The organism is Gilliamella sp. W8136 (genome assembly GCF_016101285.1).
Taxonomy (GTDB): Bacteria; Pseudomonadota; Gammaproteobacteria; order Enterobacterales; family Orbaceae; genus Gilliamella; species Gilliamella apicola_N.
On record NZ_JACFQU010000013.1, the window covers coordinates 47227 to 72332 of the forward strand.

Annotated in this window: 20 protein-coding genes; 7 read left to right on the plus strand and 13 right to left on the minus strand. The window is 34.9% G+C overall.

Going from position 1 to position 25106, the window contains the following annotated elements:
* Window positions 1-94: 94 nt before the first annotated feature.
* Window positions 95-1282, minus strand: a complete 1188-nt coding sequence (locus H3T96_RS09865) for a histidinol-phosphate transaminase (protein ID WP_144090998.1) — start codon at window positions 1280-1282, stop codon at window positions 95-97.
* Between the two features lie 257 nt (window positions 1283-1539).
* Window positions 1540-5082 (minus strand): pyruvate:ferredoxin (flavodoxin) oxidoreductase, encoded by a 3543-nt coding sequence (gene nifJ / locus H3T96_RS09870; protein ID WP_144091000.1) that lies wholly within the window; start codon window positions 5080-5082, stop codon window positions 1540-1542.
* Window positions 5083-5331: 249 nt separating this feature from the next.
* Here nifJ and H3T96_RS09875 point away from each other — a divergent pair, with 249 nt between their 5' ends.
* Window positions 5332-9111, plus strand: a complete 3780-nt coding sequence (locus tag H3T96_RS09875) for a T6SS effector BTH_I2691 family protein (RefSeq protein WP_144091002.1) — start codon at window positions 5332-5334, stop codon at window positions 9109-9111.
* Window positions 9112-9134: 23 nt separating this feature from the next.
* Here the strand turns inward: H3T96_RS09875 and H3T96_RS09880 are convergent, their stop codons facing one another.
* From H3T96_RS09880 to rsmE, 8 genes are all read right to left on the minus strand, one after another.
* Window positions 9135-10442: a tetratricopeptide repeat protein gene (locus H3T96_RS09880; protein ID WP_186279190.1), complete on the minus strand. Its 1308-nt coding sequence runs from the start codon at window positions 10440-10442 to the stop codon at window positions 9135-9137.
* Window positions 10443-10860: 418 nt separating this feature from the next.
* Window positions 10861-12156, minus strand: a complete 1296-nt coding sequence (locus H3T96_RS09885) for a tetratricopeptide repeat protein (protein WP_144091006.1) — start codon at window positions 12154-12156, stop codon at window positions 10861-10863.
* A gap of 267 nt (window positions 12157-12423) precedes the next feature.
* The gene (gene purM, locus H3T96_RS09890) at window positions 12424-13464 is read right to left on the minus strand and encodes a phosphoribosylformylglycinamidine cyclo-ligase (RefSeq protein WP_144091007.1); all 1041 of its coding nucleotides are present in this window, start codon (window positions 13462-13464) and stop codon (window positions 12424-12426) included.
* A gap of 100 nt (window positions 13465-13564) precedes the next feature.
* Window positions 13565-13975, minus strand: coding sequence for a Holliday junction resolvase RuvX (gene ruvX / locus H3T96_RS09895; RefSeq protein ID WP_186279191.1), 411 nt, complete (start codon window positions 13973-13975; stop codon window positions 13565-13567).
* A 3-nt stretch (window positions 13976-13978) separates the two neighbouring features.
* The gene (locus tag H3T96_RS09900) at window positions 13979-14536 is read right to left on the minus strand and encodes a YqgE/AlgH family protein (protein ID WP_186279192.1); all 558 of its coding nucleotides are present in this window, start codon (window positions 14534-14536) and stop codon (window positions 13979-13981) included.
* Between the two features lie 20 nt (window positions 14537-14556).
* A complete protein-coding gene (locus H3T96_RS09905) occupies window positions 14557-15009 on the minus strand; it encodes a GNAT family N-acetyltransferase (protein WP_144091009.1) in 453 nt (150 codons plus the stop codon).
* Between the two features lie 2 nt (window positions 15010-15011).
* Complete coding sequence (gene gshB, locus H3T96_RS09910) at window positions 15012-15968, minus strand: glutathione synthase (protein ID WP_144091011.1); 957 nt, start codon at window positions 15966-15968, stop codon at window positions 15012-15014.
* A 192-nt stretch (window positions 15969-16160) separates the two neighbouring features.
* The gene (gene rsmE / locus H3T96_RS09915) at window positions 16161-16886 is read right to left on the minus strand and encodes a 16S rRNA (uracil(1498)-N(3))-methyltransferase (protein WP_144091013.1); all 726 of its coding nucleotides are present in this window, start codon (window positions 16884-16886) and stop codon (window positions 16161-16163) included.
* Between the two features lie 98 nt (window positions 16887-16984).
* Between rsmE and folB the strand changes: the two genes are divergently transcribed.
* Genes folB through H3T96_RS09935 form a run of 4 tightly spaced genes read left to right on the plus strand, consistent with a single transcriptional unit; the run spans window position 16985 to window position 19062 of the window.
* Complete coding sequence (folB, locus tag H3T96_RS09920; protein ID WP_144091016.1) at window positions 16985-17353, plus strand: dihydroneopterin aldolase; 369 nt, start codon at window positions 16985-16987, stop codon at window positions 17351-17353.
* A 16-nt stretch (window positions 17354-17369) separates the two neighbouring features.
* The gene (locus H3T96_RS09925; RefSeq protein ID WP_144091018.1) at window positions 17370-18365 is read left to right on the plus strand and encodes an MBL fold metallo-hydrolase; all 996 of its coding nucleotides are present in this window, start codon (window positions 17370-17372) and stop codon (window positions 18363-18365) included.
* A 60-nt stretch (window positions 18366-18425) separates the two neighbouring features.
* A complete protein-coding gene (locus tag H3T96_RS09930; protein WP_065738896.1) occupies window positions 18426-18632 on the plus strand; it encodes a hypothetical protein in 207 nt (68 codons plus the stop codon).
* A 1-nt stretch (window position 18633) separates the two neighbouring features.
* A complete protein-coding gene (locus H3T96_RS09935) occupies window positions 18634-19062 on the plus strand; it encodes an EamA family transporter (protein ID WP_065738897.1) in 429 nt (142 codons plus the stop codon).
* 83 nt (window positions 19063-19145) lie between these two features.
* On the opposite strand, the gene moeA is transcribed toward H3T96_RS09935, so the two are convergent.
* From moeA to rsmI, 3 genes are all read right to left on the minus strand, one after another.
* The gene (gene moeA / locus H3T96_RS09940) at window positions 19146-20372 is read right to left on the minus strand and encodes a molybdopterin molybdotransferase MoeA (protein ID WP_144091020.1); all 1227 of its coding nucleotides are present in this window, start codon (window positions 20370-20372) and stop codon (window positions 19146-19148) included.
* A 173-nt stretch (window positions 20373-20545) separates the two neighbouring features.
* Window positions 20546-21637 carry a redox-regulated ATPase YchF gene (gene ychF, locus H3T96_RS09945; RefSeq protein ID WP_065602623.1) on the minus strand — a complete coding sequence of 364 codons (1092 nt, stop codon included), beginning with the start codon at window positions 21635-21637 and terminating at the stop codon, window positions 20546-20548.
* A gap of 188 nt (window positions 21638-21825) precedes the next feature.
* Window positions 21826-22653 carry a 16S rRNA (cytidine(1402)-2'-O)-methyltransferase gene (gene rsmI / locus H3T96_RS09950; protein WP_144091022.1) on the minus strand — a complete coding sequence of 276 codons (828 nt, stop codon included), beginning with the start codon at window positions 22651-22653 and terminating at the stop codon, window positions 21826-21828.
* A 368-nt stretch (window positions 22654-23021) separates the two neighbouring features.
* Here rsmI and nlpD point away from each other — a divergent pair, with 368 nt between their 5' ends.
* Both nlpD and gpmA read left to right on the plus strand, forming a co-directional pair.
* Window positions 23022-24203 (plus strand): murein hydrolase activator NlpD, encoded by a 1182-nt coding sequence (gene nlpD / locus H3T96_RS09955; RefSeq protein WP_186279193.1) that lies wholly within the window; start codon window positions 23022-23024, stop codon window positions 24201-24203.
* A gap of 101 nt (window positions 24204-24304) precedes the next feature.
* Window positions 24305-25057, plus strand: a complete 753-nt coding sequence (gene gpmA, locus H3T96_RS09960; RefSeq protein ID WP_065602620.1) for a 2,3-diphosphoglycerate-dependent phosphoglycerate mutase — start codon at window positions 24305-24307, stop codon at window positions 25055-25057.
* Window positions 25058-25106: the final 49 nt, after the last annotated feature.

Consider the following 25106-nt stretch of genomic DNA (forward strand, 5'->3'; position numbering starts at 1 on the left):
CAAAATAGTGATATCTAAAAAGCTCTCTAAATCGTGTTCAATTTAGAGAGTTTAATTTTGTCAATAATGACATTTTTTAAGAACACTTATGAAATCAAATTTTTCCTTTCTCTTTTAATTCGCGCATAATGTTAGCAACATAAAGCATTTCGCCTGGTGTACCGAGTGAAATACGACACCATTCCGTAGCAGGAGGAAAATCCCGTCCAATCAAAATAAAGTTATTTTTCATTAATTCCCGATATGCTTTTAAATCAATCGGACTTTTATGAAACATAAAATTGGTTTCAGATTTTAAGTAGTGTAAACCTAAATCTGATAAGACGTTTTCCATGATTTGACGTGAAACATCAACGGCTTTTTTAGAATAGGTTAAAAATGCTTGATCATCCATAGAGGTTAACGCTGCACAAACGCCACAATAGTTAAGCTTTTCGCCTGCTACATATTGGGCGATGTTATTGATATTTTCGGCTGAACTAACTGCATAACCTACACGTAAACCTGCCATAGCATGAATTTTTGAAAAAGTTTTCAGCAATATTATATTTTCGCAACCTTGTCCAATAAGGTAATCGACTGATTTGTATGCTGGATCGTTAACAAACTCAGCGTAGGCTTCATCAATAATAAAAATAGTATTTTTAGGTTTGCTTTTTATCCATGATTCTATCTCTTTAGTTGCAAAAACAGTCGAAGTTGGATTGTTAGGATTAACTAAATAAACAATCGATGACCCTTTATGGTTCTCAACCGCTTTTTGTATACCTTTGAGATCGATTTGCCAATCTGGTAAACTTAGTACTTTGTTGATGCGTAAATTGAAAATTTTACCAAAATGTTCGCCGTCACCGTAGGTAAGTTCCGGGATAACTAATTGGGTATCTGGTTTAACATAGGCAGCAATAGCGCTACGAATTCCCTCTGAAGAACCTGCTGTCAATAAAATTTGAGATTCATCTACATTATGGTGTTTAGCTAACCGTTTATTCAATAATGGCATTTCTGCTTTAGCATAACGATTGGCTTTAGGAACCGCATTAATTGCTGCTTGTTGTGCATTAGGTGACATGCCAAGGGCATTTTCATTAAAATTGAGCCTGACTGGATTGTTTACATCGGGTGTAACTACTTTATCAAGCATCGGTAGGGTATATGAAATTGTATTTTTTACTTCTTGGGCATAGGCTTTAGATAAAAATTGATTGATTGATAGCCCAGCTATCGCTGCACTTGAAAATGTTATTAATTTTCTTCTATTGATATTTATATTAGACACCATGATTCACCTCATGTTTTAGTTGATCCTTATGTGGTCAATAATCATCCATGCAAAAATAATACCAAGTTACAAAATTAATTAATCTTATTGATTTATAATAATAAAATAATAAAAGAAGAAAGCTGGCAGTAGATGTTTATTAAAAAATGCACAATATTGATGCTTTATTGCACAAAAAAGGTGTATAAAAAGACCAGTTATTGTTTTTAGTAATAACTGGTCTGTTTCATTCTTTATAGAAAATGCATCATTTGTACTTAACTATCAGGTGGGGTTTCAATATCCGAATAGCTTGATAGCATTTGTAAGAACCTATATTTTGATGCGACCATTTTTGTTGAACGTGCATGTAGTATATTAGCAACAGTCGGTTCTAAGGTTTCTAAACGTCGGAATCGTTGTTCTTTAAGTAAAATACTTGATAGAGCTTCACTATTTGGTGATTTTGAATCTAAAACTAATCCCGGTTTTCCTTCAGCCGCACGGCGAGGATCATATCGATAAAGAGGCCAGAACCCAGATTTCACTAAATCTTTCATCTGTTCGTGGGATTTAGCCAGATCATAACCATGTTCCTCACACGGACTATAAGCAATGACAAGTGATGGCCCATCATAGGCTTCCGCTTCTTGTAATGCTTTTAATGTCTGGTTTAGTTGAGAACCTAAAGCCACTTGAGCCACATAAACATGACCATACATCATAATGCTAACACCTAAATCTTTACGGGCTTTATGTTTACCCAAATCCGCAAATTTAGATACGGCGCCCATAGGTGTTGCTTTGGACTGTTGACCACCCGTATTAGAATAACATTGAGTATCTAATACTAAAATATTGACGTTATCGGTTAAACTCATTACATGGTCAAGTCCGCCAAAACCAATATCATAAGCCCAACCATCTCCACCAATTGCCCATACTGATTTATCAATCAGATAGTTGGCGTCTTCTAATAACTCTTTAGCTTCGACAGAATCAATGTGTTTTAATTGCTCTCGTAATAAGTCAACTTGCGTTCTTTTTTCAGCGATGGTTGCATCAGAAGATTGCAAAGTGATGGCAATTTCTGGCGAAATCTCGCCCGCCAAATGATCAAGTAAACGTAAGGCACGTTTTCTATGTTGGTTATAAGTGATACGATAACCTAAAGCAAATTCAGCATTGTCTTCAAATAAAGAATTAGCCCAAGCAGGTCCACGACCCGAGCGATCGGTAGTATAAGGTGTTGATGGTAAATTGCCCCCATAAATAGATGAGCAACCAGTTGCATTAGCAATAGCCAGATGGTCGCCATAAAGTTGTGTTAATAATTTAATATAAGGTGTTTCACCACAACCTGCACAAGCACCCGAATATTCAAACAATGGTGTAATTAATTGAGAAGTTCGTATATCTATACGCTCAAGTGATTTGATATCACGATCTGGTAATTGAGAAAAGAACTCATAATTAACTCTTTGTGTGTCAAGGTTATCAATACGAGGCTGCATATTGATTGCTTTAATATCAAAGTTGTTACGATCACGAGATGGACACACCTCAACACATAAGTTACAACCAGTGCAATCTTCCGGAGCTACTTGCAATACATAACGTTGACCTTTCATATCGCGCGCTTTAACTTCTAGCGATTCTAGTGTATCAGGGGCATTAAGCATTGCATCCGGTTCGACCACTTTGGCTCGAATGGCTGCATGAGGACAGGCAACTGCGCAATGGTTACATTGCGTACACAGTTCTGATTTCCAAATCGGGATCTCTTCAGCAATATTACGTTTTTCCCATTTAGTGGTACCAGTTGGCCAAGTGCCATCTGGTGGGAATGCCGAAACCGGTAGACTATCGCCTAAACCTGCTAACATAGTTGCAGTAACGGTTTTTACAAAATCTGGCGCATTGTTTGGTACAATAGGAGGCATTGATGGACTACTTTGATCCACACAACTAAGTGGAATTTGTTCAAGCGAAGTGATGGCTAAATCTAACGCTTTCCAGTTATTTTCAACCAACTCTTGACCTTTACTACTGTAACTTTTGGCAATGACTTCTTTTAACTGTGTGATGCTAAAATCATTTTTGAATATATCCGATAGATGAAAAAAAGCAGCTTGCATGACTGTGTTAATTCTGGCTCCTAAATTACATTCACGCGCAATTTTAGCTGCATTGATAATATAGAAATGGGCTCTTTTCTGAATTAATTGTACCTGCACTTCTTTAGGTAACCGATGCCAAATTTCATCTTTGCTATATGGGGTATTAAGTAAAAAAATACCGTCATCTTTGAGTTTATCGACAATCTGATATTTATCTATAAATTGGTCTTGATGACAACCAATAAAATGTGCACTGGTAATCAAGTAAGGCGAATCAATTGGATCTAAGCTTACACGTAGGTGAGAGGTAGTTAATCCACCTGCTTTTTTGGAATCATAAACAAAATAACCTTGCACATAAAACGGCGAACTGTCTCCAATTATTTTAATATTATTTTTAGTTGCCGAAACGGTGCCATCACTTCCCAACCCATAAAACAGGGCTTCTAGTGCTGATTTTTGCGGAATTGATTTATCTGGTAGTGGTAATGATAGCCCAGTAATATCATCATAAATACCCACCGTAAAGCGTGGTCTTGGTCTTTCTAAACCAAGCTCGTTGAAAATGCCAAGTACTGAGCGGGGATCAAACTCTTTAGAGGATAATCCATAACGTCCGCCAATAATCTGTGGCATAGAATTACGTTCACCACGAGACAAGCTCTCAGCAAAAGCTGTCATAATGTCCAAATATAAAGGCTCTGCTTGTGCTCCTGGTTCCTTTGTTCTATCTAATACGGCAATTTTCTTAACACTATCTGGAATCACGGAAAGTAAGTGTTGAGCTGAAAATGGACGAAATAATCGAACAATTACCACACCAACTTTTTGATTTTCTTTAAGCAGATAATCAACCACTTCTTTACTGGTGCTGGCACCAGAACCCATAATTACAATAATTCGTTCAGCATCACTGGCACCGTAATACTCAAAAGGTTGATATTTTCTTCCAGTTTGTTTTTCAAAAGCGGTCATAGCATCAACAACGTGCTGATAGGCATTATCATAATAACTATTTATAGCTTCTCGACATTGAAAATAGGTATCAGGATTGGCAGATGTACCACGGATCACCGGTTTATCAGGGGTTAATGCTCGTGAACGATAAGCTTTAATTGCTTCATGTGGTAAAAGATTATGAATATCTTCATCTGATAGCGGATAAATCTTATTAACTTCATGTGATGTTCTGAAACCGTCAAAAAAATGGACGAATGGAATTCGGCTGTTAAAACTGGCAATTTGAGAAATTAATGCCAAATCTTGTGTTTCTTGTACCGAACTAGAACAAAGCATAGCAAAACCGGTCTGTCTAACAGACATAACATCAGAATGATCACCAAAAATTGACAAGGCATGCGTAGCAACAGTACGCGCAGCGACATGCAAAACAAATGGTGTAAGTTCCCCTGCAATTTTATATAGCGAAGGGATCATCAACAATAATCCTTGTGATGATGTAAATGATGTCGCTAATGCGCCCGTCATTAATGCACCATGAACAGTAGAAATGGCTCCTGCTTCGGATTGCATTTCAACTACTCTTGGAATATCACCAAAGACGTTTGGCTTATCAAATTCTGCCCATGTGCTAGCTTGTTCAGCCATTGAAGAGCTAGGAGTAATTGGATAAATAGCAATGACTTCGTTTGCACGATAAGCGACGGAGGACACCGCGCTATTAGCATCTGATATGATCATTAAAAAAACCTTGTAATTTATAGTGTTACGACATTACTTAATTATTATAAATTTTAACTATTGTACCAGAAAGTAAGATAGCTTTTAGTTATTTTTATATTAAATTTTTTATAGCGAGTTAACTAACTAAAAAAATTGCTAAACAAATAAAAATCATTTATTTTTAGTCTTCAAAATAAACTTGGTTGTAACTAAATCAAGAATAAGGATTAATTGACGATAATAAAATATAAAAAAGGAATTATGGAAATGATTACTGAACAAGAGAAATCGAACTGCGGGTGTCAATCTGATGGACTAGCCATTTACCCTGTACGTTATACAGCTGTTCCAACTTACATTAACCGCCCCAAGCCGTCATGGGCAAATTTAGAAGGGGTAACTGATATCCCTTTAAACGATGACTATCAATATCATATACGTCGTATAAAAGAAGGATTCATTTATGTTTATTCACCTTTATTTCTTTATGTGGATAAACAATCAGCTACTATAGACGATCTAGATCAAAGTTGGACTATTTACAAAGTTGATGATCAAGGTAGGTTAAAAAAGCTATCTAATCTTCATCAGGCTCAAAATAGTTATAACCAATCTATGGATTATCGATGCCCAACCCTAGAAAAATATCCGAATATTGTTTCTTTTATCACCATTCCTGATGCCAAGTATCATGAAAAGGTTTACATCGCTTATAGTGAGCTTGCATGGACTGAAGAATTGTTGCTTGAATGTACCAAAGAGCCGTTACCTAGAATGCAAGAAATAAATATCAAACAATGGCTTAGTCAACAACAGCATTCTAGTGCTACAATTGCAACCGAGCAATCACTTAAGCAAATTTTAGATTACGATTTTGAATTTATAGAGCAGAAACTGCTACCAGATAACCAACGTGGCAATGGTATATATCCTGAAATATATGAAACAGAACAACAGCGTAAAGATAAAGCGATATTCTATAAAGAGATCACTAAAATAAATACTAACAGTTCATATCCTCATCCTCATTATGATCCATATCCTTATAGTAATAACAGTCAAATAATGGGGTATACAACAAAACATTCATTAAAATACATTTTTAGGAAAGATAATTTAAAACTTAACAGTACACACCAATATTGGCTTCCTTTCAAAAGAACACCCATTATGGTTGCACCAGGCACCGATACTCGAAAAATATTTTTAGAAGAATATCAGAATAATTTGCATACTTTACTAAAAAATATGAAATCCTATAGTGCTCAAGACGGAGCTCCAATGATCCTAGCGATTGAAGATGCCCTAGGTGTTGCTCAGGATTTAAATGAATATTATAACGATATTTATGGACATTTTGGTCAATTTCAGCAGGAAGCTGAAATGGAGTTAGATGTAAAAAAATGTATGGTTAAAATACGCTCTTATGTTGCGTCTAAAGTTGCCCAAAAAGATTATGATTTTGCTGCCTATAAGGATGAATATTACCAATTAATAGATAAAAAGATAAATATTGACGATCACGATTATCAAAAAACAATTTATAATCAACGCTTTAATAAAATGCAACCGTTAGGAGCATATTATGCTTCAATTACCCCCCGAAATATCAATTCCAAAGAACAATTAGCACAACTTAAATCACCAATAAAACGTCAATTTTACGAAATGGTTCATTCCTACATTATCCTAGTGAAAGATTACTTTTATGGTAAACCATTCGGACACCGTTACTATCAAAAATTTATGAATTATCTTAAGTTTAATCGCTATAAAGCCGATGATTATTATATAACCAATCATTATCGTTTAAATGATCATGAAAAAAGAGATTATTATCAAGATTCCATTTACGGAAAACTTATTAAATATTCTTCTTTTGTTGTTGATGCAAGCCCTGAAGAAACTAAACAAACAACACTTATTTTGCATGACGTTTATCAAGAGTTAGTAAAGGATTATGAAACTAATCAAGAAGAATTAAAAAAAGAGTTTGATCAACAAGTAGATAAAGCTCTTGAAAAGTACACTCAACGCTTGGATAGTAAAGATTTTGATGTTATTTTGAATGAACTTAATAGTGAAGTGGATCGAATTGCTAATGAGCGAGCTAAGCAGTTAATAAGGTGGCTTGAACAGAGTCATTATTTAATAACAATCAATGATTTATCTTATGAAAATAAAATTGAAATTGATGGTAAAGATGAATTATGGAAAAAATATAAGGCTCAAATTGATAAAGATATCGAAGAAGCACTGAAGCAAGACGAAATCACTGAAGATGAGTTAGAGCATTTTAATAGTTTTAATATCAATGGATTTTATTTTCAAGCAATATATGCTCGCACAACACATGGTTTGGAAAATTGTGAAACTGGACGGCAATTTAACCAAAAAATGTCCGACCCCGAAATTTTGAAAGATATTGATTTTAAATCAGACGTCTATATTAAACTCCGTAAAACCCATTTCGCCCTTCTTGCCTTTCAAGCTTATTTTGGTGATCATGATAATATTATGGATGTGATTAAAAATATTCGTAATATGGTTGATCAAGAAAAAGAAAAGGAATATAAGCAAAAAGCAATAGAAATGTTAACAATTAAAGGTTTGGCCTCTTTTACCTTGCAAGTGCGTAAGAGTTCATTAATTTACGAATATATCTATGAACTCAAAAAAATTCAGCAAAAAGCCAACTTAAACTATATTACGCTTGATACCAGATATGGTAAAAATTTTTTTGTAACACGTTTTTTTTCTGATTACAATTCTGCTGGCATGACCCAAAGTTTTTATTTATGGATGTATGATAATTTAATTAAGAAATGTAAAGCCATTGGTAATGGTCTGTTTAGTATGGGCGCTGTGATTGCTGAGGCAGCGATCTTATCCTTAGCAGGCGTTGTGTGGAAAACCAGCACGCTATACGCCCATTTAAAATATGAACTGATTGAGGCATTAACTACCTTTAAAAGTGCCTGTTTTACTGGAGTAGATATTGGTGGTGGATTTAAATTAATATCCACTGCCTATTCGGCCGAAGTTAAAAAATTAATAAAGGACATACGTGATAGTTTAAATCAAGTTATTGAAAATATTGATAAACGATTTTATAAACAATTGATTGAAATTGAGCATGTCTTTAAAAAGACTTTAAATATCACCATGAAGATCTTTCCGCATACACCGCGTAAAGAATTTACTCAAAAGCAACTTTATGCCAGCAATGCACGCCTCGCTTTTTTAGTCGGTGCTTTTGAAGTTTATAACTGGCAATATGTGATGGACAAAAAGCCAAATATTTTTGCTAACGATGTTGACATTTTAACTGAGCAAGCCACTGCAACCGGTTCATTAATAGCAGCAGGCGCTGATTTTACTGCATCAGCCTGTCAAGCATTGGGTAAACGTTCGTCAGTTTTTGTTTATTCTAAATTGTCATTTGGAGTATTTACTGGAATAGTAAGTTTTATTTCTTCGGGTAGAATGTTTAGAAACATTTGTCAAGAATATGAATTAGGTAATAACGCTTCGTTATTTTTTGCAGGAGTAGCAGGTTTACTCTATTTGGGATCAGGTACTGCTTTTTCACTGTTGGGTATGAGTTATAAATATGCATGGGTACAAACTTTATTAGAAAGTAAACTTCCTTTAATAGCGGATAAAATGGCTAGACGTTTTGGCAGTAAAGGTGTGCAAAAAGCATTTAATTTATTTGCTATGCGGGCAATTTTGTTTCGTTTTGCTGGGATTTTGGGGTTAGTGGCTTTTGTATTGGAATTGCTCTACGACTATTTTGCGGATGATGAAATTCAAGTATGGATCACCTATTCTTCTTTAGGAATACGCAAAGGTGACTTAAAATTTAGAATGACTTTCGAACAACGAGCAGCATTTGAACAAATTGAACAGCTAGTTGATAGGATCCAACAAGAAACAGGCATTAACCTGTCAAAAGTGGATAAAAAAGCCATAGAAAATATTAAACAGGATTATGAAGATATCATATTAATTAGTCAAAATAATTTACTGAAATGGTTAATTTAAAAATAAAGGCACCATGTGCCTTTTTATTTATCTTCCAGCGGTGGATAATCTGTCCAATATTCATCAAAGGATAATTCACCCATCTTAATAGCATATTTTCGCCATAGTTGGGCTTTTTCTATATCCTGTATTTCACCTTTATAGAAATGACTAAGAAAAGTCATCATTTTATAATAACCTTGTATCGATTGTTTAATTAAAAAACGTTCTTTTAACGGAGTAATTTCGCCAATGGTTTCACCTAAAACAATTGACCAAGTCGGTCTCGGCCAAGTTTTAATGGGACCAGAACCTTTGTGAAAATTTAGTCGATAAATATTATTAAAGAATTGAAATTCTTCAGTTATATAGTCTTCATCACTTGAGTTCTCTATTTCAAATTGTTCCCTATGAGGTGTTGTATTATCTTCGATTGTCATTTTTAAAGAATATTTTTTATATTGTTTATCTGTTTCAATACGCCTGATGACATCCCACAAAATATCATCAGGTAAAATACGATAAGCTTGCTCTAAACTGGCAAAAGCTTTGGGTACATCTTGATTTGTTCCTAATCCTTGCATATACATAAAAGCCAATGATTTTAATGCCGGTACGCAGTTTTGTTTCGCCGCCTTTTGATAAAGCTCAAACGCCTGTTTTTCGTCTTTTGTAACACCGATGCCAAAAAGATAAAAATAAGCTAGATTAGTTTGCGCAAGAGCATGTCCTTTATCGGCTGCTTTTTGATACCATTCAATGGCTTTGGTCAAATCAGGCTCAACCCCTTGTCCATATTCACTCATGGGATAAACAGCGCGTGAATAAGGGTCAGACGGTAACTGAAATTCGTAAGGGGCAAATTGTGCTTCAATATAAGGTAGGTCAGGGTCGGTATTTTTACCATTTTCATCAAAATAGTAATTGCGAGGTGGTTTACCACCTGAGCCATTTTCATAAATATAACCAATACTATTTTGTGCATCTAAATTACCTTGTGCAGCGGCTTTTTCAAACCAACTTAAGGCAATCGGAAAGTTATTAAACTCATCACGGTACATGGCACCTAAATGGTATTGTGCACTTGCCAAACCTTGTTCGGCTGCTTTTTCGAACAATAATCTGGCCTTAGTGTGATAACCTTTATGCCATAGCGCATCTTGATAATAAATTTCCCCCAATTTATCTTGCGCTGATGCATTGCCTTTATCGGCAAGTTGTGTGCAGATAGCAATATTTTCTGGTGTTTTATTTAACCGTAAACAATTGGATTGAGTTTTAGCATAAGCATGACAAAAAGGTAGGCACAGAAGTGGAATAAATAACAATGATAATGGCGCGCGAGTAAACATCCTAAAAACCAAACTTTTTATATTATTTTTAAGCAGTTTAGCATTAAAAGAATAATAATTAAACATATTGTGAATTTAAATTTCAAATAAACAATTATTTAAAATAAATATTAGATTAATCACATTCTGTTAAACGCCAATAATCATTTAATACCAACTTAATCCAAACAGGGAACAGTAGTTTTATATCTGGTAGATAATAACGGTTAAATTTTAAAATAAGTTATAAATAAAGAAAGCCATTTTAATAAATTGAACAGTTGGTTGATAGGATCCAACAAGAAACAGGCATTAACCTGTCAAAAGTGGATAAAAAAGCCATAGAAAATATTAAACAGGATTATGAAGATATCATATTAATTAGTCAAAATAATTTACTGAAATGGTTAATATAAAAATAAAGGCACCATGTGCCTTTTTATTTATCTTCCAGCGGTGGATAATCTGTCCAATATTCATCAAAGGATAATTCACCCATTTTAATAGCATATTTTCGCCATAGTTGGGCTTTTTCTATATCCTGTATTTCACCTTTATAGAAATGACTAAGAAAAGTCATCATTTTATAATAACCTTGTATCGATTGTTTAATTAAAAAACGTTCTTTTAACGGAGTAATTTCACCAATGGTTTCGCCTAAAACAATTGACCAAGTCGGTCTTGGCCAGATATCAATGGGTCCAGTATCATTGTGAAAATTTAATTTATAAATATTATTAAAGAATTGGAATTTTTCAGTTATATAGTCCTCATCACTTGAGTTCTCTATTTCAAATTGTTCCCTATGAGGTCTTGGATTATCTTCGAGTGTAGTTTTTAAAGAATGATGATTATACATTTTAATAGTTATTATTTCCCATAAATTATCGTCAGGTAAAATACGATAAGCTTGTTCTAAACTAGCAAAAGCTTTGGGTACATCTGGATTCGTCCCTAATCCTTGCATATACATAAAAGCCAATGATTTTAATGCCGGTGCGCAGTTTTGTTTTGCCGCCTTTTGATAAAGCTCAAACGCCTGTTTTTCGTCTTTTGTAACACCGATGCCAAAAAGATAAAAATAAGCTAGATTAGTTTGCGCAAGAGCATGTCCTTTATCGGCTGCTTTTTGATACCATTCAATGGCTTTGGTCAAATCAGGCTCAACCCCTTGTCCATATTCACTCATGGGATAAACAGCGCGTGAATAAGGGTCAGACGGTAACTGAAATTCGTAAGGGGCAAATTTTGCTTCAATATAAGGTAGGTCAGGGTCGGTATTTTTACCATTTTCATCAAAATAGTAATTGCGAGGCGGTTTACCACCTGAGCCATTTTCATAAATATAACCAATACTATTTTGTGCATCTAAATTACCTTGTGCAGCGGCTTTTTCAAACCAACTTAAGGCAATCGGAAAGTTATTAAACTCATCACGGTACATGGCACCTAAATGGTATTGTGCACTTGCCAAACCTTGTTCGGCTGCTTTTTCGAACAATAATCTGGCTTTAGTGTGATAACCTTTATGCCATAGCGCATCTTGATAATAAATTTCTCCCAACTTATCTTGCGCTGATGCATTGCCTTTATCGGCAAGTTGTGTGCAGATAACAATATTTTCTGGTGTTTTATTTAACGGTAAACAATTGGATTGAGTTTTAGCATAAGCATGACAAAAAGGTAAACACAGAAGTGGAATAAATAACAATGATAATGGCGCGCGAGTAAACATCCTAAAAACCAAACTTTTTTATATTATTTTTAAGCAGTTTAGCATTAAAAAAGAAATAGTTAAAGATTTGATAAAAGAGGAATAATTAATTAAAAATTTGTTTGATAAGATTAGTTAGGCAATTAAATCACACTATAAACAATGAAATTTTTAACCTAATATCAACTCCTTTTATTTAAATGAATAGGGCGATTAATACTTTTTGTGTATGATTCGATATAAGTGTTATCCATCATAATAATTTTGATGGATAACATAAAAGTTAACTTATTCAATCACAACACGATCAGCCGATGTTGAATGTTTAATTTCACCTAATAACCACGCCTTTTCACCGTGCTGATTAAGTATAGAAATAGCTTTATCTGCCAGTGATTTTGGTAAAGCAATAATTAAACCAACACCACAGTTAAATGTGCGGTACATTTCATGACGACTTACATTGCCTGCTTTTTGTAGCCAATCAAATATTGCTGGCCATTGCCAACTTGCTTCATTTATTATTGCTTGAGTATTATCGGGCAGAACGCGTGGAATATTTTCCCAAAATCCACCACCAGTAATATGCGCGATTGCATGTACATCTTTAATCTGAGCAATTAAATCAAGAACAGATTTGACATAGATTTTAGTTGGTGCAAGTAAATGATCAGCAAGTGGTTTCCCGTCGAGTTGTTCAACAGCAGGATTAACACCACTCACTTCAATAATTTTTCGTACTAATGAATAGCCATTGGAGTGTGCACCACTTGATGCTAATGCAATTAATACATCACCATCTTGAACTTTAGTACCATCAATCATTTGCGATTTTTCAACGACACCCACACAAAATCCTGCTAAATCGTAGTCGTTGCCATGATACATGCCTGGCATTTCAGCTGTTTCACCTCCGACTAAGGCACAACCTGATTGTTTACACCCCTCGGCAATGCCTGTAACTACCGTTGTGGCAACATCGACATTAAGTTTGCCCGTTGCGTAATAGTCGAGGAAAAATAAGGGTTCAGCACCTTGAACGATGAGGTCATTGACACACATGGCAACCAGATCAATACCGATTGATTCATGGCGGTTCAAATCCATTGCCAAACGTAATTTAGTACCAACGCCATCTGTACCAGATACTAAAATGGGTTCTTTGTATTTTTGTGGAATAGCACACAGTGCGCCAAAGCCACCTAGTCCCCCCATCACTTCTGGACGTTTAGTTTCTTTAACAACTGATTTGATGCGATTAACCAGTTCATTGCCAGCATCGATATCGACACCAGCATCTTTATAACTGAGAGATTTATTATTTGACACAGTGAGCAATCCTTACAGTAGAAAAATTGCTTTTTATTTTAGCAAGGATGAAATTTGTTGGCGATGAATTATTTAAAAAATAACGAATTAATTCAGTTTGCTAATTATTTTCAAACCAGCTTTCTAAAATAATGACAGCAGAAGTAGCATCAACATGCCCTTTTTCAAGGGCACGATAGCCACGAGAAGCAAAAATTCGTGATTTTGCTTCAACCGTCGATAAGCGTTCATCTTGCAATTGAACTTGATAACCAAACCGTCCATGTAATCGATTAGCGAACTTACGGGCTCTGGCGGTTAACGGTTGTTCTGTACCATCCATATTTAACGGTAAACCTACTACTAATAAATCAGGTTGCCACTCATTTAAGATTTTTTCAATAGCTTGCCAATTAGGTATACCGTCACGAGCTTTGAATGAGCAAAGAGGACTGGCGGTTCTAGTCACATCCTGACCAATAGCAGCACCAATACTAAAGGTGCCAAAATCAAATGCAATTACTGTCGCCATGGGTTATGCATTACCCATTTGGTGCGAAATTGTGTTCATATTGACACCCAAAGATTCGGCTGCTTTTTGCCAGCGATTTTCAAAAGGAACTTCAAAAATAATCTTAGCGTCAGCATCAGCAACTAACCAGTCGTTTCTGGCAACTTCATTTTCAAGTTGTAACGACTGCCAACTAGAGTAACCTAATGCTAATAAAAGATCTTTGGGTTGTTGACTTGTGCCAATTGATTTTAATAAATCAAGGGAAGTGGTTATCATTACATCGTCAGAAATTTGAATACTTGATGAAAAACCGGTTTGCGGTGTGTGTAATATAAAGCCTTGTTCTTCTGCAATAGGACCTCCTGCAAAAACAGGATATTCAAGTTCTGCGCAATTTTTTGATGCAGTAATTTCAAGGCGACTTAGTATCGTTGAAACATTCAGTTCAATGATAGGTTTATTGATAATAATTCCCATAGCACCATCGCGGTTATGCTCACAAATATATACTACAGAACGGCTAAACAATACATCGCTCATGGTCGGCATAGCGATTATAAAATGATTTTTTAAATTCATATGCTCACATCTTTAATTGTTTATAAAGCACATTTACCAATTTTAACATTATGCTCAATATCGCAACGCAATAAAAGTTCTGATTCATTACTTTCTTCATTGATTGATTCGGATATGATTTCGAAGTTTTGTGAAAGAAAAAAGTTAATCGCATCAGTATTTTTCTTATAAACATGCACAAAAAGTTCATTATAGCGTTGTTTAGCTTTATTAACTAAAGCTTTGCCTGTACCTTGTCGACGATAATCTTGTTCAACAAACAAACCTGAAATATAATTTTCAGTTATGCCAATAAAGCCTTTTATACCATCAAGATCTTGAACATAAACAGTTGACATTGGGATCAACATTTCTACGATATCAAAATTTTGTTTGAAAAAATTACTATCAATAAAGTTATGTGCTTGTTCATTACCTTGTAACCATATTTCCATAACTTTATCTAAATCGGTACTTTTAAATTCTCTAATCATTTTTAACTCAACTTATTTAATCGACGTTCAATGGCATCCATAAGCATGCCAGTAATTGAAAGATTTGGATTTTCTGCTTCAATTTCACGAACACATGTAGGGCTAGTAACATTAATTTCAGTTAGTTTATCACCAATGATATCCAGTCCTACAAATAATAACCCTTTTTCTTTTAAAGTTGGAGCAACACTTTTAGCAATATGCCAATCACTTTCACTGAGTGCTCTGACTTCACCATGACCACCTGCCGCTAGGTTACCTCGTGTTTCACCTTTCTGTGGAATTCTAGCTAGGCAAAAAGGGACAGGTTCGCCATCGACCACTAAAACTCGTTTATCACCATCTGTGATAGCGGGTATATAGGTTTGCGCCATGCAGTAACGTGTATTATGTTCGGTTAATGTTTCAATAATCACGGATACATTTGGATCGCCTTGTTTAATCCTAAAAATTGAGGCGCCTCCCATACCATCCAAAGGTTTTAAGATGATATCAGAATATTGTTGATGAAACTCTTTAATATGTTGTGTTTGCCGAGTAACTAATGTTTCAGGTGTAAATTGTGCAAACCAAGCAGTAAATAGTTTTTCATTACAATCACGTAAGCTTTGTGGTTTATTAACCACTAATACACCTTTTGCTTCAGCACGTTCAAGAATGTACGTTGCGTATATAAATTCTGTATCAAAGGGTGGATCTTTACGCATTAAAATTACATCAAGATCACTTAACGGTATAGTTTGTTCTTCGGTAAAATCAAACCAATGGGAATGGTCGTTATAAACCTTTAATGTCTTTGTTGTTGCGTACGCTTCGCCATTACGTAAAAAAAGATCATTCATTTCCATATAAAAAAGTTGGTATCCACGTTTTTGTGCCTCATGTAGCATAGCAAAACTTGTGTCTTTCTTAATTTTGATATGACTAATTAGATCCATTACTATACCAAGCTTAATCATGGTAACTCCTTACTGACGTTATTGGTTTTATCGACATTTATGATGATAACATATATTAAAGTAATACTTGTTAAAAAGTATATTTGAAACATTATGATAGAGTATTACCCATTATTATAAGTAAATTGGTAACTATCATACTCGTTACTGGTCTAGATGCAAATAAACATTTATTACCTTATTTCTATTTCATTAGCCTAAATCACCTAAATGTACTTGTAAGGCTGTAATAGCGGTAAGTGCTGCTGTTTCAGTGCGTAATATACGTGGACCAAGTAGTATATCAGTAAAATCATATTGATGTGTCATATTGATTTCAGCATCGGACAGACCGCCTTCGGGACCAATTAGTAGACTAATATCTTTTTTATCATAAGGTAAATGCTTAATACCATGTTGCGCTTTAGGATGTAAATTTAATCTTAATTGACTTGTTAAACTTGCACACCAATTTTCCAGTTTCATCACGGGATTAACGATAGGTATCACGTTACGACCGCACTGCTCACAGGCTGAAATCACAATTTTCTGCCATTGTTGGACTTTCTTATTCATTCTTTCGTCATCCAACTTAACACCACAGCGTTCCGATAAAAGGGGAGTGATAGTGTTGACGCCTAATTCTACGGATTTTTGAATGGTAAATTCCATTTTTTCCCCGCGCGAAATCACTTGACCTAAATGAATATTTAAAGGCGATTCACGATTATCTAAAAATGTTGTGGCCGTTTTTACTGTGACGGATTTTTTATTTATTTCATGAATAACTGCTGGGGTGATGTGGTTTGAACCATCAAATAAGATGATTTCTTCACCTGTTTTCATTCTCAACACCCGTATAAGATGATTAAAGGCATCATCATTTAAAGTAATAAGGCTATTTTGATTGATGGTAAAAGGTTGATATATACGAGTCATAATTACTAATTTCTTATAATATATTGCAATAAATTATAGCGTAATTTATCAATATTCGGTAATCTCTATTTAATACAGAGCAGCAATCGGAACTAACTATGAAAATTAATAATAAAGACAGAGTGTTAATAGAAGGTCTTACTGTCCTAACAACCATCGGTGTTTATGAATGGGAAAAGACCATAAAACAAAAGTTAATACTGGATCTTGAAATGTCATGGGACAACCAGCCTGCGGGTGAGAGTGATGATGTTACACTGTGTTTAGATTATTTTTTGGTAAGTCAATCGATAACCAATTTTATTCAATCGACTCAATTTGAACTTATAGAATGTGTCGCTGAACGTGTAGCGCAATTGGTGATACAAACGTTTTCAGTGCAATGGTTAAAAGTGAAAGTTTCAAAACCTGGCGCAATTGCTAATGCGAGTAATGTGGCCGTGGTGATAGAACGCTCCGCTAATTAATCTAGGATTTTAATCGATGATAAACAAGCAAGAAGCTAATAAAAAAGTACATCGTTCAACCAAAAAATTTGAGAATCATGAACCGTTTACCATCAATTTTGTTAAAACATGGTGGTGGTATCAAAGACGTAAAGTGCTTGAGCCAAAAGGAGGGTATGAAGCATTTAATCAGGCTTGGTGTGAGTCTATCGATCTCACTTTACCTAACGATAGAGTTTGGTGGATAGGTCATTCAACCAATTTAATTCGTTTAAATGATAAGATGATTTTAACCGATCCTATTTTTTCTAAGCGAGCTTCACCTTCACAATTTACTGGACCTAAACGATATAATTCACCAGCACTTAGTATCGATCAATTGCCTAACATTGATTTTATAATGATTTCGCATAATCATTATGACCATTTGGATGAATATAGTATTCGTCAATTGGTCAAGCGTTTTCCTAAAATCGTCTTGGTTGCTCCTTTAGGATTAAAAGATAAGCTTTTGAAATGGGGTGCTAAGCAGGTTTTTGAACTTAATTGGTATTATTCAATCACTTTTGATTGTCTAACTTTTACCGCAACACCCGCTAGACACTGGAGTAATCGAGGTCTTTTTGATATTAACAAATCGTTATGGTGCGGTTGGATAGTGCAATCAAATGTAGATATTCCCAATAAAACTAAAACCGTTTATTTTATGGGAGATACTGGCTATTCACCGCGTTTAAAAGAGATAGGTCAACGTTTTACTTGTATTGATCTGGCATTAATTCCAATAGGTGCTTATGCTCCCCGTAGATTGTTACAATCGCAACATATCGATCCTGCGCAGGCTGTGCAGTTGTATGACGAACTCAATTGTCATGAAGCGATTGCTATTCACTGGGGAACATTTGAATTATCTGATGAATCGTTAGATGAGCCTGCGCAACAATTATGTGAGCATCGAGCTGATCGTTATTTTCATCTATTAAAAATAGGTGGCAGTTTAGCTATTAATCATCATAATTCTGGATTAAAATGATTTTCAAATGTTTGAATTCGAAACTGTAATTCAGTTTTTGATTGAAAAAAAGGGGGCATAATGAAATTAGCAACGCTTGGATTAACTTGCATCATCTTAAGTTTAACTTTAGTTGCATGTGGCGGGAAAAATGATCAAGGGAAAAAATATCATTGGTCAAAGGCACATGGCGTATTAGAAGATTGCAAAGGTATGATGAGTAAATCACAACAATGTGAAAATAATTCAAATAATCAGCAGTTCCTTTTTCAAGTAGATAGGTATTAGTATGAGTGCATGGCTTATTTATGCTTTACTCTCAGCAATTACCGCAGCGGGTGTTGCGATTTTAGGTAAAATCGGTTTACAACAGCTTGATGCCAATACAGCCACAGCGATTCGTGCCGTTGTTATGGCCATTTTTTTGGTTGGTGTGGTTGTAGTACAAGGAAAACTTAATCTTGTTAGCACCTTTTTAAATGATAAAAAAGCATTGTTAATCATAGCACTAAGTGGTATTGCTGGCGCTCTATCTTGGTTGTTTTATTTTATGGCAATTAAAGAAGGTAAAGTATCGCAAGTTGCGCCAATTGATAAATTAAGTGTGGTTTTTGCAGTCGTATTTGCAGCAATTTTATTTGGTGAAAAAATCTCATTGTTAGCTGGAATTGGTGTGGCAATGATTGCTGCTGGTGCTATTTTAGTTGCACTCTTTTAATGACTAAATAACATTAATCATACACTATTTAAAAAGTGTATGATTTTTGTTAATAAGTTAACTTCTATATTAGATTGGTGAAATTACTTAAGTAGAGTATTAAATAGTTCAATCGTCACCAGTTCGCCTTTGTTTACATTACCGCGTTCTTGTTCGAGAATAATAAAACAGTTAGCCTGATTAAACGACTGTGTAATATGTGATCCTTGTTGGCCAGTAGAAACAACTTCTAATTCTCCTTGAGCATCAATTTGCAATCTTCCTCGTTGAAAATCTACCCGACCAATACTCTTTTTAAGGTTGGTGGCTGCTTTTACTTGGAAACAAAAATCAATATCGGTTGTTTTAAGCCCAGAAAGTGTCAAAATCAAAGGCTGAACGAGTTGATAAAAAGTTACCAAGGTTGATACTGGGTTGCCCGGCAAACCACAAAATAATGCATGACCAATTTGTCCAAAAGCAAAAGGTTTACCTGGTTTCATGGCAATTTTCCAGAAATTGATCTGTCCTAAATCTTCTAAGGCTGTTTTCGTATAATCGGCATCGCCCACCGAAACGCCACCACTGGTTATGACAAGATTTGCTTGGTTTGATGCGGTTACTAAAGCTTGTTTAATTTGAGTCGGATCATCAGGAATAATTCCAAGATCAATGATTTCACAGTTGAGTTTTGTTAATAACAATTTTAAAGTAAAGCGATTACTATCATAAATTGCGCCATTGCCTGATAAGGGCATTCCAATTGGTGTTAGTTCATTACCCGTTGAAAAGATAGCTACTTTCAATTTGTTAAAAACGGTGACTTCGCTAATGCCTAATGTTGCAAGGGTTGATAGGGTTGGTAATGTTAATTTAGTACCTGTGGTAACCGTTATCGAATCTTTTTTTACATCTTCACCACACCGACGTATGTTATCACCCGCTTTAATTTCCTTTAAAAAACGAATACCTAAATCGGATTGTTCTGTATGCTCTTGCATTACAACCGCATCTGCGTCAATCGGGACAGGGGCACCTGTCATAATGCGTAAACAAGTACCTTCAGACCATTGTAAATTACTAATATCGTCACCCGCAAATATTGCACTGGCTAAAGGTAATGTTTTTGTTTGTTGAATATCTGATAGTCTGACTGCGTACCCATCCATTGCTGAATTATCAAATCCTGGAACATTAATTGGCGAAATAATTGGTATGGCAGCAATTCTATCTAAAGCGTCAAATAATGAAACCTTTTGGTTAGTCAGAGGTTTTGCTTTAGTCGCGATTTCTAATATATTTTGTTTAGCTTGATTAAAAGTAAGTAACATTGACGAGTGCTTTCCTTATGTGAATAGTCCATTAGTTTTGACAAGAAGTTTCAGGTAAGGTATACGTTTGTGTAAAAATTATTATTATATTAAATCTTAATGAGAACTTAATATAACAGTAAATATAACAGTAAATATAACAACGTCGCCAAAAGGCGACGTAAAGTAGATGGTTATACATTAAATAAAAAGTTCATGATATCGCCATCTTGTACGATATAATCTTTTCCTTCAGAACGCATTTTTCCTGCTTCTTTAGCACCTTGTTCACCACCATATTTGATAAAATCATCAAAAGCAATGGTCTGTGCTCGAATAAAGCCTTTTTCAAAGTCGGTATGAATTTTACCTGCTGCTTGTGGGGCAGTATCTCCAACTGATATAGTCCATGCGCGAACTTCTTTAACACCTGCGGTAAAATAGGTTTGTAAATTAAGTAAACTGTAACCAGCACGAATAACGCGATTTAAGCCTGGTTCAGTTAATCCTAGATCTTGCATGAACTCATCACGATCAGCATCATCTAGTTCAGCCAGTTCTGCTTCTATGGCTGCACATACAGGAACAACAACAGATTTTTCTTGAGCGGCGATGGCTTTTACCTTTTCCAAATAAGGATTATTTTCAAATCCATCTTCATTAACATTAGCAATATACATGGTTGGTTTTAATGTTAAAAAGCTCAAGTATTTAACCGCATCAAGCTCTTCTTTACTTAAATCCAATAGTAATAGTTTTTTACCTTGTTCTAAATGTGGTAAGCATTTTTCAAGAATTTCGAGTTCAAATTTAGCATCTTTATCGCCACCTTTAGCACGTTTTTGTAAACGTGTCATTGCTCTTTCACAAGCTTCTAGATCGGCTAACGCAAGTTCAGTATTAATAATTTCAATATCTTCAGCTGGGTCAATTTTGCCTGCAACATGAATGATATTTTCATTTTCAAAACAACGAACAACATGGCCAATGGCTTCAGTTTCACGAATGTTGGCTAAAAATTGATTACCTAAACCTTCACCTTTTGAGGCACCTTTTACTAAACCAGCAATATCAACAAATTCCATAGTAGTAGGTAAGGTGCGTTGAGGTTTGACAATTTTAGCCAGCTCATCTAAACGTGGATCGGGCATTGGTACTACACCAGTATTTGGTTCGATAGTACAAAATGGAAAGTTAGCTGCTTCAATGCCTGCTTTGGTTAGTGCGTTAAAAAGAGTTGACTTGCCAACATTTGGTAGTCCGACGATACCACATTTAAATCCCATACTGTTTGTTACCTTTTATCAATAAATGTCTTAAATATAAGAGGTAATTATATACTAAATCATGCTATTTATGCCAATGTTCTTATTGACGTGTTGGTAATAGATCTATATCAAATGTTGATATCGGTTTTAACTTGTTACTTTGCTTAAATTTATTAAAAGTGACAAGTAACGCATGACTTGTTAATTTATTCTTCCAAATTTAAACCAATTTGATAGAGTTGATTCTTTTTAAGTCCATAAATTTCAGCAGTAATCGCAGCTGCTTTTTTTAATGGTAGCTCTTTTTGTAATAATTTAAGAGTATTTATGGCTTTTGGATCAATATCCTTATTACTTTCTGTATACCCAGCCACAATTAAGACAAATTCACCTTTCTGACGAGATGCATCTTGATTTAACCAGTCGATAAGTTCATTGACTGGAAAACTAACAATGGTTTCCCATGTTTTAGTCAGTTCTTTAGCCAACACGATCTGCTTATTGGCACCAAAAATAGTTTGCATATCCTTAAGGGTCTCTAATAAGCGATGCGTTGATTCATAAAAAATCATGGTGCGAGGCTCAGTAATTAATGAGGCTAAACTATCTTGCCGTGCTTTGCTTTTAGCAGGTAAAAATCCTTCATAAATAAATTTGTCGGATGGTAATCCAGCTACTGATAAGGCTGCAATGGCGGCACAAGCTCCTGGAATCGGAACTACTTTTATATCATTTTCACGGCAAGTTTTTACTAAATGGTAGCCAGGATCATTGATTAATGGCGTTCCGGCATCTGAAACCAAGGCAATAGAGAGACCTGATTGAAGTTTTTCAATCAGAACGTGTGCTTTTTCTTGTTCATTATGATCATGTAAGGAAAAAAGCTTAGCTTTAATACCCAAATGCTGTAATAATAAACCGCTATGGCGCGTATCTTCAGCAGCTATCAAATCAACACGTTTAAGTGTGTCAATTGCTCTAAGGGTAATATCATCTAAATTTCCAATGGGTGTTGCAACAATATATAGAGTCATTAATTTGAGTCACATTAAAATTTCACAGAAAATAGAATAAATCTACTGTACGAACAAGCATTTTATTGTATATACTCACCACTTTCAAAAATAAATTCTATTTTCCGCTATTTATTATAATAGTTATAATAAATAAACATATTGCTAATTAGATGTTGACTATTTGTTGTGCAATCTATTAATAATCGAAAAACAGAGGGTATATTTGTGCGAATTTAGTAGAAATTCAGTGGATTGTAATTGATTTAAATTGTATCCTTAACTATTTTATTATAGCTAGCATAATAAGGAACCGATATAATAGCTTTTTATATCAGAAACGATAGAATATGCTCTTAAAACAATATTAACGAATGAAAGGTGTTGCTTTGAAAAAGATTCTTACGCTAACTTGTTTAAGCTTGGTCATTACTGCCTGTACTCAATCCAATCCTGCCCAAATTGAAGATATTTCGGATTTTTCTGGTGGTTCATCAAAAACAGGTTACTCTAAACCTCCTGTTAATATTTCTACTGGAAGTGGTGTTTCTCCATCTTCAGTACCATCAAATACCAATTCAACACAGGTACCTAAACCAGTAACGACGTCAAGTTCAAATAATGGTGATGCAAACAACAATACAAACAGTAATGTAAACAGCAATAACGGTGTAATTATTACTAACGATCGTGTTTCATATAACCGTAATTATGACGAAATTCCTAAGGGGGGGTATCAAGGAGATACTTATACTGTAAGCCGAGGCGACACATTATATTATATAGCTTGGGTAACGGGTAATGATTATCGCTCTTTAGCGGCTAAAAATAATATTAAGAAACCTTACTCTGTTTCGATTGGACAAGTATTAGATGTAAGTGGGGGAACCACTGTTGTTACACAACAAGTAACGAGCAATCAAACAACCCAACAAGTGGCGGTTACCAATCAAAAATCTAAAGTACCGGATACTAAAACTACGCCAACAACTTCAACTACAACTACAACTACAACTAAAACTCCTACACCAGTACCGACACCGGTTTTAACTACTACCACTACAACAACCACTACAACATCAGGAAAAAATAATAAAACATCGAGTGTTGTTCAGACAACTCAAACGGTAACCGACTCTGTGAATGATACTACAAATAATGGAAAAACAAATTCGTCAGATACTGGAACTTCCAAGACTAAAGTTGCAAATATTACATGGCAGTGGCCAGCAAAAGGCAAAATTATTGAAAAATTTTCTAATGCAAGTAAAGGTATTGATATCGCTGGTGGATTAGGTAATAAAGTGATGGCTGCTGCAGATGGTCGCGTGGTTTACTCAGGTAATGCATTACCGGGTTATGGTAATTTAATTATTATAAAACATAATGATGATTACTTAACTGCATATGCACATAACCAGTCGATTTTAGTAAAAGAGCAACAAGCCGTTCGAGCTGGAGAACAAATTGCAACTATGGGAGCAACGGGTACCTCTTCAGTAAGATTGCATTTTGAAATTCGTTATAAAGCAAAATCCGTTGATCCATTAAAATATCTTTCAAAAAATTAGTATTTATTAATTGCAAAACAGTTAATGTATGGAATTTACGAGTATTATAAAGATTATTTAATTTAACCAGTTTTATTCTACGTAACAAAGGAGTTAGACTCATGGCAGTAAAAAAATTAGTTCTTATTCGACATGGAGAAAGTGTTTGGAATCAAGAAAACCGTTTTTGTGGTTGGACTGATGTAGATTTATCTGACAAAGGTAATAAAGAAGCAGCCGAAGCAGGTAAACTACTTAAACAAGAAGGTTTCCAATTTGATTACGCTTATACTTCTGTATTAAAACGTGCGATTCATACTTTATGGCATGTTCTTGACGAAGTTGATCAAGCTTGGTTACCTGTTGAAAAATGTTGGAAACTAAATGAACGTCACTATGGTGCACTGCAAGGTCTAAATAAAGCAGAAACTGCGGCTAAATATGGTGATGAGCAAGTAAAATTATGGCGCCGTGGTTTTGCAATTACACCTCCTGCGCTTGAAAAATCAGATGAACGTTTCCCTGGTCATGATTCACGTTACAGCAATTTACCTGAATCAGAATTACCATTAACAGAAAGCCTAGCGTTAACCATTAAACGTGTACTTCCTTATTGGGAATCAACAATTGCGCCACGTGTTGCTAAAGGTGAACGTGTAATTATCGCTGCTCATGGTAACTCTCTTCGTGCTTTAGTTAAGCATTTAGACAACATCAGTGACGATGATATTATCGAACTAAACATCCCAACTGGTGTACCATTAGTGTATGAATTTGATGACAACATGAAAGTTATCAAACATTATTACTTAGGTAATGCTGATGAAATCGCAGCAAAACAAGCCGCGGTTGCTAATCAAGGTAAAGCGAAATAATTAATCTTTAAGCTTTAAAAAAGGTAAGTTAAGTAACTTACCTTTTTAC

Coding starts and splice junctions, on each gene's coding strand:
- H3T96_RS09865 (WP_144090998.1), bottom strand. CDS start 1,282: ATGGTGTCTAATATAAATATCAATAGAAGAAAATTAATAACATTTTCA.
- nifJ (WP_144091000.1), bottom strand. CDS start 5,082: ATGATCATATCAGATGCTAATAGCGCGGTGTCCTCCGTCGCTTATCGT.
- H3T96_RS09875 (WP_144091002.1), top strand. CDS start 5,332: ATGATTACTGAACAAGAGAAATCGAACTGCGGGTGTCAATCTGATGGA.
- H3T96_RS09880 (WP_186279190.1), bottom strand. CDS start 10,442: ATGTTTACTCGCGCGCCATTATCATTGTTATTTATTCCACTTCTGTGC.
- H3T96_RS09885 (WP_144091006.1), bottom strand. CDS start 12,156: ATGTTTACTCGCGCGCCATTATCATTGTTATTTATTCCACTTCTGTGT.
- ruvX (WP_186279191.1), bottom strand. CDS start 13,975: ATGGCGACAGTAATTGCATTTGATTTTGGCACCTTTAGTATTGGTGCT.
- H3T96_RS09900 (WP_186279192.1), bottom strand. CDS start 14,536: ATGAATTTAAAAAATCATTTTATAATCGCTATGCCGACCATGAGCGAT.
- H3T96_RS09905 (WP_144091009.1), bottom strand. CDS start 15,009: ATGATTAGAGAATTTAAAAGTACCGATTTAGATAAAGTTATGGAAATA.
- gshB (WP_144091011.1), bottom strand. CDS start 15,968: ATGATTAAGCTTGGTATAGTAATGGATCTAATTAGTCATATCAAAATT.
- rsmE (WP_144091013.1), bottom strand. CDS start 16,886: ATGACTCGTATATATCAACCTTTTACCATCAATCAAAATAGCCTTATT.
- folB (WP_144091016.1), top strand. CDS start 16,985: ATGAAAATTAATAATAAAGACAGAGTGTTAATAGAAGGTCTTACTGTC.
- H3T96_RS09925 (WP_144091018.1), top strand. CDS start 17,370: ATGATAAACAAGCAAGAAGCTAATAAAAAAGTACATCGTTCAACCAAA.
- H3T96_RS09930 (WP_065738896.1), top strand. CDS start 18,426: ATGAAATTAGCAACGCTTGGATTAACTTGCATCATCTTAAGTTTAACT.
- H3T96_RS09935 (WP_065738897.1), top strand. CDS start 18,634: ATGAGTGCATGGCTTATTTATGCTTTACTCTCAGCAATTACCGCAGCG.
- moeA (WP_144091020.1), bottom strand. CDS start 20,372: ATGTTACTTACTTTTAATCAAGCTAAACAAAATATATTAGAAATCGCG.
- ychF (WP_065602623.1), bottom strand. CDS start 21,637: ATGGGATTTAAATGTGGTATCGTCGGACTACCAAATGTTGGCAAGTCA.
- rsmI (WP_144091022.1), bottom strand. CDS start 22,653: ATGACTCTATATATTGTTGCAACACCCATTGGAAATTTAGATGATATT.
- gpmA (WP_065602620.1), top strand. CDS start 24,305: ATGGCAGTAAAAAAATTAGTTCTTATTCGACATGGAGAAAGTGTTTGG.